Source organism: Pseudomonas sp. TE12508 (assembly GCF_056279485.1).
The window spans coordinates 96,004-108,009 of record NZ_JBWCCN010000005.1 but is presented as its reverse complement, the minus strand read 5'-3'; the positions used below and the strand labels follow the sequence as shown (position 1 = coordinate 108,009).

At 58.6% G+C, this 12,006-nt stretch carries 15 protein-coding genes; 5 read left to right on the top strand and 10 right to left on the bottom strand.

The window, feature by feature from the left end; translation table 11 throughout:
* Positions 1-38: 38 nt before the first annotated feature.
* A complete protein-coding gene (locus ACZ9IM_RS08435; RefSeq protein ID WP_476223695.1) occupies positions 39-377 on the bottom strand; it encodes a DUF3565 domain-containing protein in 339 nt (112 codons plus the stop codon).
* Here ACZ9IM_RS08435 and ACZ9IM_RS08430 point away from each other — a divergent pair.
* From ACZ9IM_RS08430 to ACZ9IM_RS08420, 3 genes are all read left to right on the top strand, one after another.
* Positions 346-831, top strand: coding sequence for an FKBP-type peptidyl-prolyl cis-trans isomerase (locus tag ACZ9IM_RS08430; RefSeq protein ID WP_007901600.1), 486 nt, complete (start codon positions 346-348; stop codon positions 829-831). The two genes, ACZ9IM_RS08435 and ACZ9IM_RS08430, sit on opposite strands and share 32 nt — an antisense overlap.
* A gap of 123 nt (positions 832-954) precedes the next feature.
* Positions 955-1,437, top strand: a complete 483-nt coding sequence (locus ACZ9IM_RS08425; RefSeq protein WP_427623321.1) for a glutathione peroxidase — start codon at positions 955-957, stop codon at positions 1,435-1,437.
* A 164-nt stretch (positions 1,438-1,601) separates the two neighbouring features.
* Positions 1,602-2,705: an NADH:flavin oxidoreductase gene (locus ACZ9IM_RS08420; protein ID WP_008008644.1), complete on the top strand. Its 1,104-nt coding sequence runs from the start codon at positions 1,602-1,604 to the stop codon at positions 2,703-2,705.
* Positions 2,706-2,821: 116 nt separating this feature from the next.
* On the opposite strand, the gene ACZ9IM_RS08415 is transcribed toward ACZ9IM_RS08420, so the two are convergent.
* Both ACZ9IM_RS08415 and cysZ read right to left on the bottom strand, forming a co-directional pair.
* Complete coding sequence (locus ACZ9IM_RS08415; RefSeq protein WP_476223694.1) at positions 2,822-4,021, bottom strand: glycosyltransferase family 4 protein; 1,200 nt, start codon at positions 4,019-4,021, stop codon at positions 2,822-2,824.
* A gap of 40 nt (positions 4,022-4,061) precedes the next feature.
* Complete coding sequence (gene cysZ, locus ACZ9IM_RS08410; protein WP_008070554.1) at positions 4,062-4,817, bottom strand: sulfate transporter CysZ; 756 nt, start codon at positions 4,815-4,817, stop codon at positions 4,062-4,064.
* Between the two features lie 315 nt (positions 4,818-5,132).
* Here cysZ and trxB point away from each other — a divergent pair, with 315 nt between their 5' ends.
* Positions 5,133-6,089 (top strand): thioredoxin-disulfide reductase, encoded by a 957-nt coding sequence (gene trxB / locus ACZ9IM_RS08405; RefSeq protein ID WP_008070552.1) that lies wholly within the window; start codon positions 5,133-5,135, stop codon positions 6,087-6,089.
* A 189-nt stretch (positions 6,090-6,278) separates the two neighbouring features.
* Here the strand turns inward: trxB and ACZ9IM_RS08400 are convergent, their stop codons facing one another.
* The 7 genes from ACZ9IM_RS08400 to ACZ9IM_RS08370 form a co-directional block, all read right to left on the bottom strand.
* Positions 6,279-7,529: a 2-aminoadipate transaminase gene (locus ACZ9IM_RS08400; RefSeq protein ID WP_476223693.1), complete on the bottom strand. Its 1,251-nt coding sequence runs from the start codon at positions 7,527-7,529 to the stop codon at positions 6,279-6,281.
* 271 nt (positions 7,530-7,800) lie between these two features.
* Positions 7,801-8,139 (bottom strand): HopJ type III effector protein, encoded by a 339-nt coding sequence (locus ACZ9IM_RS08395; protein WP_476223692.1) that lies wholly within the window; start codon positions 8,137-8,139, stop codon positions 7,801-7,803.
* Complete coding sequence (locus tag ACZ9IM_RS08390; RefSeq protein WP_476223691.1) at positions 8,132-8,428, bottom strand: DUF1244 domain-containing protein; 297 nt, start codon at positions 8,426-8,428, stop codon at positions 8,132-8,134. Before ACZ9IM_RS08390 ends, ACZ9IM_RS08395 begins: the two co-directional genes overlap by 8 nt.
* Before the next feature lie 85 nt (positions 8,429-8,513).
* Entirely contained in the window at positions 8,514-8,885 is a 372-nt protein-coding gene (gene folX / locus ACZ9IM_RS08385) for a dihydroneopterin triphosphate 2'-epimerase (protein WP_427623316.1), read from the bottom strand.
* A 2-nt stretch (positions 8,886-8,887) separates the two neighbouring features.
* Positions 8,888-9,463: a GTP cyclohydrolase I FolE gene (folE, locus tag ACZ9IM_RS08380; RefSeq protein ID WP_123501388.1), complete on the bottom strand. Its 576-nt coding sequence runs from the start codon at positions 9,461-9,463 to the stop codon at positions 8,888-8,890.
* Positions 9,464-9,485: 22 nt separating this feature from the next.
* Positions 9,486-10,196, bottom strand: a complete 711-nt coding sequence (gene folM, locus ACZ9IM_RS08375; RefSeq protein WP_427623315.1) for a dihydromonapterin reductase — start codon at positions 10,194-10,196, stop codon at positions 9,486-9,488.
* Between the two features lie 73 nt (positions 10,197-10,269).
* Positions 10,270-10,839: an antibiotic biosynthesis monooxygenase gene (locus ACZ9IM_RS08370; protein WP_476223690.1), complete on the bottom strand. Its 570-nt coding sequence runs from the start codon at positions 10,837-10,839 to the stop codon at positions 10,270-10,272.
* Positions 10,840-11,045: 206 nt separating this feature from the next.
* On the opposite strand from ACZ9IM_RS08370, the gene ACZ9IM_RS08365 reads away from it, so the two are divergent.
* Positions 11,046-12,005 carry a MerR family transcriptional regulator gene (locus tag ACZ9IM_RS08365; RefSeq protein WP_427623313.1) on the top strand — a complete coding sequence of 320 codons (960 nt, stop codon included), beginning with the start codon at positions 11,046-11,048 and terminating at the stop codon, positions 12,003-12,005.
* Position 12,006 lies beyond the last annotated feature (1 nt).

Here is a 12,006-nt window from a genome sequence, read left to right as displayed (position 1 = left end):
GCAATGGTGAGCGCCTATGGCTGGCGTTCTACCGAAATTCAGTCGTCAAGGTTATCGCTAACCGAGCCTTGTGCGCACCATCCGCAATCAAAGGGTTGGCCTATTTTTTCATTACGCAGCGAAGGGTCAAGCACCCAGGCCCGGGATTGCCACGGCGGCTGGTGCCGCAGGTGTTGGGTATGGCCGCAGGAAAGCTCGGCTACCCAGTGTCCGTCTTCATCCTGATGGAAGCCTGTGACCGTCGAACCCTCTACTGCGCCCCGTCTGTCCGGGTTGTGTTCGCTTTCGGGCGATTGCTTCGCTAAACTTGGTCTTTCAATATTCTTATGCAAAAGGTCTCGCCCCATGCTGATCGCCGCCAATAAGGCTGTCTCCATCGACTATACCCTGACCAACGACGCTGGTGAGGTCATCGACAGCTCCGCCGGCGGCGCGCCGCTGGTCTACCTGCAAGGCGCAGGTAACATCATCCCGGGCCTGGAAAAGGCTCTGGAAGGCAAAGCAGTCGGTGACGAACTGACTGTCGCTGTAGAACCTGAAGATGCCTACGGCGAATACGCTGCCGAACTGGTCAGCACTTTGAGCCGCAGCATGTTTGAAGGCGTCGACGAGCTGGAAGTGGGCATGCAGTTCCACGCATCCGCTCCGGATGGCCAGATGCAGATCGTCACCATTCGTGATCTGGACGGCGACGATGTCACTGTCGACGGCAACCACCCGTTGGCCGGTCAGCGCCTGAATTTCCAGGTCAAGATCATCGACATCCGTGACGCCAGCCAGGAAGAAATCGCTCATGGTCACGTCCATGGCGAAGGTGGCCATCACCACTGATTTTCTGCGCTAAGCTTTCGAGAGCTGGAGAGGCGCCCGAGGGCGCCTTTTTAGTCCGCGGCTGTCCTTGATGGCACCGCCAAGTGGCTGTTTTGAGAAAAACACTGGAATTTGGAGTTCGTCATGAGTGCTTTTCACGACCTTAAACTGACAGCCCTGGATGGTCAGGAGCTACCTTTGGCGCCCTTCAAGGGGCGTGTCGTGCTGGTGGTCAACGTTGCCTCCAAATGTGGTTTGACACCACAGTACGCGGCGCTGGAAAACCTCTACCAGCAATACAAGGACAAGGGTTTCAGTGTGCTGGGCTTGCCATGCAACCAGTTTGCCGGGCAGGAACCGGGTACCGAGCAGGAGATCCAGGCGTTCTGCAGCCTCAACTATGGCGTGACCTTTCCGTTGTCCAGCAAGCTGGAAGTCAACGGTCATGAGCGTCATCAGTTGTATCGTCTGCTGGCGGGCGAAGGCGCGGAATTTCCGGGCGACATCACCTGGAACTTCGAGAAATTCCTGCTGGGTAAGGATGGTCGCGTGTTGGCGCGATTCTCGCCGCGTACGGCGCCGGATGATCCCACCGTTGTTCATGCGATTGAAAAAGCGCTGAGCTGAAAATCAAAATCAAAAGATCGCAGCCTTCGGCAGCTCCTACGCGCCGCCGAAGGCTGCGATCTTTTCGTTTCTAATCCTTAATCACTTAAATCAATAGTGCTGTTCAAGGCTTGGCAGTCTCCATATTATCGTCGTCATAAAGTCTATGTCCCGTGGAGCGTCCCATGCCTGTCAAAGCCCTGTTCAAGCCTTTTCACCTAGGCGCTCTCGAGTTGCCGACCCGCGTCGTCATGGCGCCGATGACCCGCTCGTTTTCGCCGGGCGGCGTGCCCAATTCCAAAGTGATCGAGTACTACCGTCGTCGCGCCGCTGCCGGGGTTGGGCTGATCATCACCGAAGGCACCACCGTTGGTCACAAGGCCTCCAACGGCTATCCGAACGTGCCGCACTTCTACGGTGAAGCGGCATTGGCCGGCTGGAAGAAAGTCGTCGATGCGGTGCATGCCGAGGGCGGGAAAATCGTTCCGCAACTGTGGCATGTGGGCAGCGTGCGCCGCATCGGCACCGAGCCGGACGCCAGCGTGCCGGGTTACGGTCCGTCGGAAAAATTGAAGGACGGTCAGGTCGTGGTTCACGGCATGACCAAGGAAGATATCCAGGACGTGATTGCCGCGTTCGCCCAAGCCGCCAAGGATGCTCAGAGCATCGGTATGGACGGCGTGGAAATCCACGGTGCCCACGGTTATCTGGTAGACCAGTTCTTCTGGGAAGGCAGCAATCAGCGCACTGACGAATACGGTGGCAGCTTGGCGAACCGTTCGCGCTTCGCCATCGAACTGATTCAGGCGGTGCGTGCAGCGGTCGGTGAGGGTTTCCCGATTATCTTCCGTTTCTCGCAGTGGAAGCAGCAGGATTACACCGCGCGCCTGGTGCAGACGCCAGAGGCGTTGGGTGAGTTCCTCAAGCCGTTGTCCGACGCTGGCGTGGATATTTTCCACTGCTCGACACGCCGTTTCTGGGAGCCGGAGTTCGACGGTTCCGAGCTGAACCTGGCCGGCTGGACCCGCAAACTCACCGGCAAGCCAACCATCACCGTCGGCAGCGTCGGCCTGGATGGCGAGTTCCTGCAATTCATGGTCAACACCGACAAGATCGCCCAACCGGCCAGCCTGGAAAAACTGCTGGAGCGGTTGAATAACGATGAATTCGATCTGGTGGCCGTGGGGCGTGCGTTGCTGGTGGATCCGGACTGGGCGCAGAAAGTGCGCGACGGTCGTGAGCAGGACATTCTGCCATTCAGCCGTGAGGCTTTGATGACGCTGGTTTAAGTAGCGTCTGGAAGGGCCCCATCGCGGGCAAGCCCGCTCCCACAGTGTTCTGCGCCACACACAAATCCTGTGGGAGCGGGCTTGCCCGCGATGATGGCCTCAAGGTCAGCAAAGATTCAGGGTAATGTCTGTGCATCAGGAACCACCTGCTCCCCAACACAAGCCCCCCGCAACTGTCCTTCAAACTGCTCGATAATCGCCGCCCAACCCTGACGACTCGCATGCTGGCGCGCATTAAGGCGCACGCAGCGCAAGGTTTCGCGCTCCTCCAGCAGCCAGCGTGCTGCATCGCAGAACGCCTCTTCATCCCCGGGCATGGCCAGTACGCCGTTGTAGCCATGGCGAATATGCTGGGCCGCCGCAGCCTGATCGTACGCCACCACCCCCAGCCCCGAAGCCAATGCCTCAAGCACCACATTGCCGAAGGTTTCGGTCAGGCTCGGAAACAGAAACACATCCCCCGACGCATAGTGACTGGCCAAGGCTTCGCCGCGTTGTGAGCCGCAGAAAATCGCTTCGGGCAATTCCTTCTCCAGCATCGATCGTTGCGGCCCATCACCGACCACAATCAATTTCATTTTTCGCTGTGGATAAGTGGCTTTCAGCGTGTCGAAACTGCGCTTGAGCAAGCCAAGATTCTTCTCTTGGGCCAGACGTCCTACGTGGATGAGGGCAATATCATCCTCGGTCAGTCCCCATTGCTCGCGCAACGATTTCAGCCGTTTGGCCGGATGAAACAACTGGCTGTCTACGCCTCGAGAGAGCAGCGCCAGGCGCTCGAAGCTGCGGCGTTCCAGCTCCAGTCGCTGGCTGGCGCTGGGCACCAGGGTCAGGGTCGAGCGATTGTGAAACCAGCGCAGGTAGTGAGTCAGCAAGCGCGTCAGCAGCCCGAGGCCGTACTGGCTGGAGTACTGCTGAAAATTGGTATGAAAGCCGCTGACCACCGAAATCCCCAAGCGCCGTGCCGCGCGCAACGCCGACAACCCCAGCGGTCCTTCGGTGGCGATGTACAACACATCCGGGCGATGCCGTTTCCAGCGCCGCAGCAGCTTGTGCATTGACGACTGACCCCATTGCAGGCCGGGATACCCCGGCAGCGGCCAGCCTCGACACAACAGCAACTCATCGTTGCTTCCGATAAGTGGGTCGCCACCCTGCCGTGGCCGCACCAACTCCACCTGATGCCCGCGTGCGCGCAAACCGTCGAACAAGCGGCCTAGGGTATTGGCCACGCCGTTGATTTCCGGTGGGAAGGTTTCGGTGATCAGGGTGATATGCAGAGTTGTCGTCATGACCTCAGTGTCGGCTGAGGCCATGTCGTCATTGTGACGGTGGGATGATGGATTTGTGACGCGATCAGCGGCGTTCTGCCACCAGATTTTCCGCCCCACGCTCACGTACCCAGAACAGCGTTGCACCGGCCACGGCCGCCGGCATCATCAGAATGTTGACCACCGGAATCAGCAACACCAGATACACGCTCCCGCCGAAGCCGAGGCTCTGCCAGCGCTTCTGCCGCAGCCAGGCGAGCATTTCGTTCCAGCCCAGTTTGTGGTTATCCGCCGGGTAATCGATGTACTGGATCGCCATCATCCACACCCCGAACAGCAGCCACAGCGGCGCGGCGATGATGTTGACCACCGGGATCAACGACAGGATGAACAGCCCGATGGCCCTGGGCAGGAAGTAGCCGAGTTTGCGCATTTCCCGGGACAGGGTGCGAGGGATCATGGCGATCAGTTCGCCCCAGCTGAAGGCCGGGAAGTCGTCGGTGCCGCGCACCACCACTTCGACTTTCTCCGCGAGGAAGCCATTGAACGGAGCGGCGATGATGTTGGCGAGCATGGTGAAGGTGAAAAACACCATCAACACGACCAATACGACGAAAATCGGCCAGAGGATGTAGCTCAGAAAGCTCAGCCAATCGGGCAGGGATGGCATCAGCGTATCGACCCACATACTGAACTGATGGCCAGCCAGATAGATCAATCCGACGAACAGCACCAGGTTGATTGCCAGCGGCAACAACACGAACAAGCGCAGGCTTGGGCTCAGGACCAGCTTGAGGCCCTCGCGCAGGTATTGCGGGCCAGACAGAACGGGGGCGGGCATAACGTGCTCCGAGCAAAGGGTAAACGCGCCGACCTTACCGGCTTTGCCTGACAGGCGAAAGCGCGGTAGCGGCATCGACATTAACTGTAACAAAGGCGTCTATATATTCACCTCGATGGGATAGAGACCGCCTATGAGCTGGATTGTTAAACCGTATTTCCTTAATCTTCGCCCCCTCGATACGCTGCACCCATTCTTTTACAGGACTGTCGAGCCCAAGCCTTCCCCAAGTGCTTTCAACGGTCCTTTTTTATTCCCGCCGGCAATCCGGCGTTCCGCGCCCAGTGTTTCGGGCCCGGTCAACAGGAGCAGGTCATGTCTGAAGTTCGTCATTCGCGAGTGATTATTCTCGGTTCCGGCCCTGCCGGTTACAGCGCTGCGGTCTACGCCGCCCGTGCCAACCTCAAGCCACTGCTGATCACTGGCATGCAGGCTGGCGGTCAACTGACCACCACCACCGAAGTCGACAACTGGCCGGGCGACGTCCACGGCCTGACCGGCCCGGCGCTGATGGAGCGGATGAAAGAACACGCCGAGCGCTTTGAAACCGAGATCGTGTTCGATCACATCAATGCCGTGGACTTCGCCGCTAAGCCATACACCTTGATTGGCGACAGCGCGACTTACACCTGCGACGCACTGATCATCGCCACCGGCGCCAGCGCCCGCTACCTGGGTCTGCCGTCGGAAGAGACGTTCATGGGCAAAGGCGTTTCGGCCTGCGCCACCTGCGACGGTTTCTTCTATCGCAACAAGCCAGTGGCTGTGGTCGGTGGCGGTAATACGGCTGTGGAAGAAGCCCTGTACCTGGCCAACATCGCCAGCACCGTCACCTTGATCCACCGTCGCGAAACGTTCCGCGCCGAGAAGATCCTGATCGACAAGCTCAATGCCCGGGTTGCCGAAGGCAAGATTGTCCTGAAGCTGAACTCGACCCTGGACGAAGTGCTGGGCGACAACATGGGCGTGACCGGTGCTCGCCTGAAGAACAACGATGGCAGCTTCGACGAGCTGAAAGTCGACGGCGTGTTCATCGCCATCGGCCACACCCCGAACACTTCGTTGTTCGAAGGTCAGTTGACGTTGAAAGACGGATACCTGGTTGTGCAGGGCGGCCGTGACGGCAACGCCACTGCAACCAACCTCGAAGGCATCTTCGCCGCCGGTGACGTGGCTGACCACGTTTACCGTCAGGCCATCACCTCGGCCGGCGCCGGTTGCATGGCGGCACTGGATGCCGAGCGCTACCTCGACGATCTGCAGAACGCTTGATTCTGATTCTGTAGAAAGCAAAAAACCGGCTTCGGCCGGTTTTTTTGTGCCCGCGATTTATTGTCGATCAAAGTACCTGTGGGAGCGAGCCTGCTCGCGATAGCGGTGTATCAGTCGACATCAAGATTGAATGGTAAATCGCTATCGCGAGCAGGCTCGCTCCCACATGGGACTGTGTGGACTTTGGGATCAGGACAATTTCGCCAGGCACGCCTCAAGGATATCCAGCCCTTCCTCCAGCACGGAGGCCTCAGTGGTCAACGGCGCGAGCAGCCGAATGATGTGGCGCGACTTGCCGCTGGGCATCAGCAGCAAGCCCGAATCGCGCGCGAGGGCCAGCAGCTGTGTGAGTTGCGCCGAGGCCGGTGTGCCGTCGGCATTGATCAACTCGATGCCGCGCATGGCACCGACGCCGGTCAAACGACCCAGATACGGTGACAGTTCGCGGGCTCGCCAGGATTGATAGCGGCTGACAATCGCTTCTTCCTGTTGCGCACCCCAGGCGTGCAAATGCGCGTCAGTCATTTCGTCCAGGGTCGCCAATGCGGCGGCGCAAGCGATGGGGTTGCCCGAATAGGTGCCGCCCAATCCGCCTTTGGGCAAGTTATCCAGTAGCGACTTGCGCCCGACAACCGCCCCCAGTGGCACACCGCCGGCAATGCTTTTGCCCAGCAGGATCAGGTCCGGTTCAATACCCAATCGCGAGAACGCAAACCGCTGGCCGGTACGGCCGAAGCCGGACTGGATTTCATCGGCGATCAGGAGGATGCCTTTCTTGTCACAGAAATGCCGCAGCGCTTGGGCAAATTCCACATCCATCGCCAGGAAACCCGCTTCGCCCTGTACCGGTTCGACGATAAAACAGGCCACGTCTTCAACGTCGATCTCGACGCTGAACAGCCGATCCATCGCCTTCAGGGCCTCGGCGCAGGTCACGTCATTGTCTTTGCTGGGGAAGGGCAGGTGGAACACCGGCCCCGGTAGCACACCGACTTTCTGCTTGTACGGCGCGACTTTGCCGTTGAGGTTGAGGGTGGCGAGTGTGCGACCGTGGAAGGCGCCGTCGAAGGCGATGACTGCCGTGCGACCGGTGGCGCCACGGACGATCTTCAGGGCGTTTTCCGCCGCTTCCGCACCGCTGTTGGTGAGCATGCCGCTGACCGGGTAATCCACCGGGATAAACGCCGTCAGGCGATCCATCAGTTCGAGGTAAGGCACATGCGGGGCGGCGTTGAACGCGTAGTGGGTCAGCCGGGTGGCTTGCTCGCGAATGGCCTCGACGATGCGCGGATGGCAGTGGCCGAGATTCAGCACGCCGATACCACCGACGAAATCGATGTAGCGTTTGCCATCCGTGTCCCAGACCTCGGCGTTTTTGCCGTGGCTGAGCGTGACGGGATGAACGATGTTGATTGACTGACTGATGTTTTCGCTGCTCATGGATACCGGACTCAGAAGAAAGGGATGCTTCTTTTTATCTAAGCCGCGAGCAGAGGTGCCCGGCAAACGAAATAAAGTTGCCGGGTCAATATTAAAAGTCGGGATGTGGAGTCGGGATTGAAATATCAAAGATCAAAAGATCAAAAGATCGCAGCCTTCGGCAGCTCCTACAGAATTTGTGTCCGCCCGATATTTCATGGGTATACGCGATTCCAACGTAGGAGCTGCCGAAGGCTGCGATCTTTTGAATTTGATTTTGATCTTTAGCGAATCAGCGACGAGTCAGGGGCAGCTGCGAGAACTTCACACCGGCCAAGCCATGGGCGATCAACGCGCGGATATTGCCATGGTCGCTGCCTTCAGGCGTGGCCACTACCGAGCGGTAATGCTCGCCAAATGCCAACAGCGCTTCTTCATTGCTCAAGCCTTCCAGCAATGCCAGACCCAGGGTCTTGCACGAACCTTCGTTCTGCCCGGCGGCGTTTTCCACACCACCGTTATTGAACGACTGGGGCTGATAGTCGTAACCGGTAGCGATGAATGCCAAGGTGTCGGCGAAAGCGTGTTCGCCGCTCTTGAGGCTGGCGCGCAGGGTGTTCAAATCACTCATTGGGTTTTCCTTTGGCGAACGCCGCTTGCTGGTCGGCGCTGGCTTCTTGCTGGTATTGGGCTTTCCACTCGGCGTACGGCATGCCGTAAACCACTTCGCGGGCTTCGTCGAGGCTGACGTCGATCTGGCGTTCGTCGGCGGCGGCCTTATACCACTTGGACAGGCAGTTGCGGCAGAAACCCGAGAGGTTCATCAGGTCGATGTTCTGCACGTCCTTGCGGCTGTCCAGGTGGGCAACCAGCCGGCGAAAGGCGGCAGCTTCAAGTTCCAGGCGTTGTTGCTCGGTCATAAGGGGCTCTTTGAGACAGCTGCAAGCTGCAAGATGTGGTTTGCGGTGGCTTGTAGCTTACAGCTTGAAGCTTAAGGCTTGAAGCTTAGCGGCTTGCCGCGAGCGTTATTGATACCGACTCGGCAAAGCGCAAGGCATGGGGCTTGTCGACTTCGACTTCGGCGTACAGCACTGACTCGTTGATCATGATCAGGTCCAGCAATTCCTGGGTCAGGCGTTCGAGCAGGGCAAAGCGATTGCCCTCCACGTGGGCGATGATCGCCTTGGTGATGGTGCGGTAATTCAGCGCGTGATCGATATCGTTGTCACGCACTGCATCCTGGGCGGCGTACAGAATGGTCAGGTTGATCAGCACATCCTGCTTGTTGAGGATTTCGTCCTCGTTGATCCCGATGAAAGTTCGCAAACACAGGTCCTTGACCCGGATGCGTGCCATTCCTGGTTGAAGTTGTGGCATTGCTACTTGCTCCGTCCAATCAATTGCAGGAACTCCTGGCGGGTATTACTCGACTCGCGGAAGGCGCCGAGCATCACCGAGGTGTTCATGGTCGAATTCTGTTTTTCGACGCCGCGCATCATCATGCACATGTGCTGGGCTTCGATGACCACTGCGACACCGGCGGCGTCGGTCACTTGCTGCACGGCGTCGGCGATTTGCCGGGTGAGGTTTTCCTGGATTTGCAGTCGGCGGGCGAACATATCCACAAGCCGCGCAATCTTCGACAGGCCCAGCACCTTGCCCGTTGGAATATAAGCCACATGAGCCTTGCCGATGAAGGGCAGCATGTGATGTTCACAGAGCGAGTACAGCTCGATGTTGTCGACGATGATCATTTCATCGTTGTCTGAGGCAAACAGCGCGCCGTTGACGATCTCGTCGACACTTTGCTCGTAACCATGACACAGGTATTGCATCGCCTTGGCGGCGCGCACCGGGGTGTCTTGCAGCCCTTCGCGGTCGGGGTTTTCACCGAGGCCGATCAGAATCTCGCGATAGCTCTGGGACAAGGAGTTGTGTGGCGGGAATAACGTCATGGGACATCCTCGCGGGAGCGGCTTATTTGACATGCCGTCCGCCGTTGACGGTCAGGGTCGTGCCGGTGACATAAGGGTTGTCGAGCAAATAACGCAGGCTCTGGTAGATCACTTCGCTGCCGGGCTCGATGCCCAGTGCCGATTTGGCCAGAACCCTGGTGCGGTACGCCGCGTCGTCGTCGGGATTGAACAGTAGCAGGGCTGGCGCGATACCGTTGACCTTGATGCCTGGCGCGTACTTCGCGGCAAAGGACAGGGTCAGGCTGTCGAGCCCGGCTTTGCTGGCGCAGTAGCCGATATGCTTGCTGCTGCCCCTGCGGGTCACATCATCGCTGATGTGCACGATGTCGGCGGGACTTGAACGCCGTAGCAGGTCGGCACAGTGCAGGTTGATCAGGTAGGGCGCCAGCATATGCACGCTGAACATGCGGGTGAAAGCCGTGGCTTCGGTGCCCGGGGTTTCGGCCAGCCATTCGGAAGCGTTATGGACAACCGCCCGCAAACTGTCGGTGTGGTTTTTCAGTTCGCCGATGAACGCAAGGATGCCGGCCTCGCTGGAAAAGTCCGCAAACACCGCGGTCGCCCCCAGATCACGCAGGGTTTGCACACCAGGGCGTTCGCTGCGATAGCTGAAAATGACTGGATGGCCGTCTTCGAGCAAACGCTGCGCACAGTGCAGGCCAACACGCTGGCCGGCACCGGTGATGAGGATTGGGGCTGCGGTAGAGGTCATGAACGGCTCGCGTCGCGGTAAGAGCAAAACTATACCAGCGACGGGAGTTGATCACCTATTGTGGGAGCGGGCATCAGCGATGCTGGGTTGAGGGTTCGGCAGGCAACGGACGTGCAGATGGGGTATGCAGCCACCCGGCCAGCAGACGCGTCGACAGCGGAATGAAGAAATACACCATCAATGGCGTCAGGCACAGGGTGCTGACAAACACGCGGGTCAGCAAACCCGTTTCAGCCAGCAGCGGCCCCAATACAAAGTTGAACAACAGGGACACCGGAAAGAACGCCAGCCAGATGGCCACGGCCTGTTTCCAGCGTGGCGGACGCTGGCCGACCGCACCGAACCAGCCATCGATGCCACTGACCCGATGTTCCGAAGGATTGGCAAACAGATCACTGCCGCGCCCCAGCCAGGCAGTGCGCGAGGCGGAATGCTCCCAGGCGTGCATGGTCTGCTCGTCGGCGAAGCGGAAGATAATCTGGAACTCGTCATCATTGGGCGGCGGAGCCAGTACGCCAGAGCCCAGGTAACCGGGGAAATCGGTGGCCAGTTGTTCGCCTTCGCGCAACCAGGCCATCAGGTCCTGATAACGCCCATCGGCGACGCGACGCGCAACCATCAGGGTGACGGGTGAGGTAGACATTTTGTATCTCCGTAGGGCAAACGCGTCGCTCCGGATAAGAGCTTCGCCAGACACAGCGCCGGGGTGGTGGGCTGCGTCTCAAGACAAGCAAGGATTATTCCTGATTCTGTCTGGGACGTCTGTTCCAATTAGTTCAACAATGTGTTGATCACCACTGGGGCAGGAGCGTTAGAATGTGTCTCAATATTACATGGAAGTAGATCCTGATGGCTGTGTTGACAGACCTTGCACCTGGCTTGCCCCCTATCACCTCCCTGATTCGAGAAGAGCTGTTTCCGATCCGTGAGGTCGCGCGTCTGACAGGGGTCAACCCTGTCACGCTACGCGCATGGGAGCGGCGGTACGGTTTGATACAACCCACGCGCACCGAAAGCGGGCACCGTTTGTATTCGATGACCGATATCGAGCGGGTTCGCAGCATCCTCGGCTGGATCGAACGCGGTGTCGCCGTCAGCAAGGTCGGCAAGATACTGGCCAAGACCGAACCGCTCAAAGTACTGGCGCAGATCATTCCCAACGAATTCGTTCAAGCCGACTACGACCAATGGCAGCAGCAGGTCAAGGCAGCGGTGAGTGCTTTTGACGAAGTTCAACTGGAGCACGTCTACGGTCAGATTTTTTCCAGTTACCCGCTGACGGTGGTATTTCAGGACATTCTGATTCCGGTCTGGAAGCTATTGCTACAACGCCATGAAGCGTTCGGTCAGATCAGCGAGTGGCTTTTTCTGGATGCTTTTCTACGATCTCGAGTGTTGCAACGCCTGTTGCTGGTGCGAGTCATGCAACCGCGACGAGCAATTGTCTGCGCCTTGGCCGATCAATGTCGTGAACTCGACGTGTTGGTCACGGCGTTGTATCTGAGCAGCGTCGATTCGGCTATTCAGTTGTTGGCGATCGGTCAGCCCTTCGAAGAGTTGGTTCTGGTCTGCGAGAAGATCAGGCCCAAGGTACTGATACTGGTTTCCAACCACGCGCCGGCGGGGGAACTGCCTAGACGTTTGAAACGCTTGGCCATGAGCCTGGATTGTCAGGTGTTGCTGGCCGGAGAGGCATCGGACCTGGCACAGGAGAGCCTGGCTGGATCGTCGATCGGTTGCCTGGGAAACGAGGGAGTGTTAATGCGCCAGCGTCTGAAGCAGTTCCTGGCGGGAAACCTGGATACCTGAG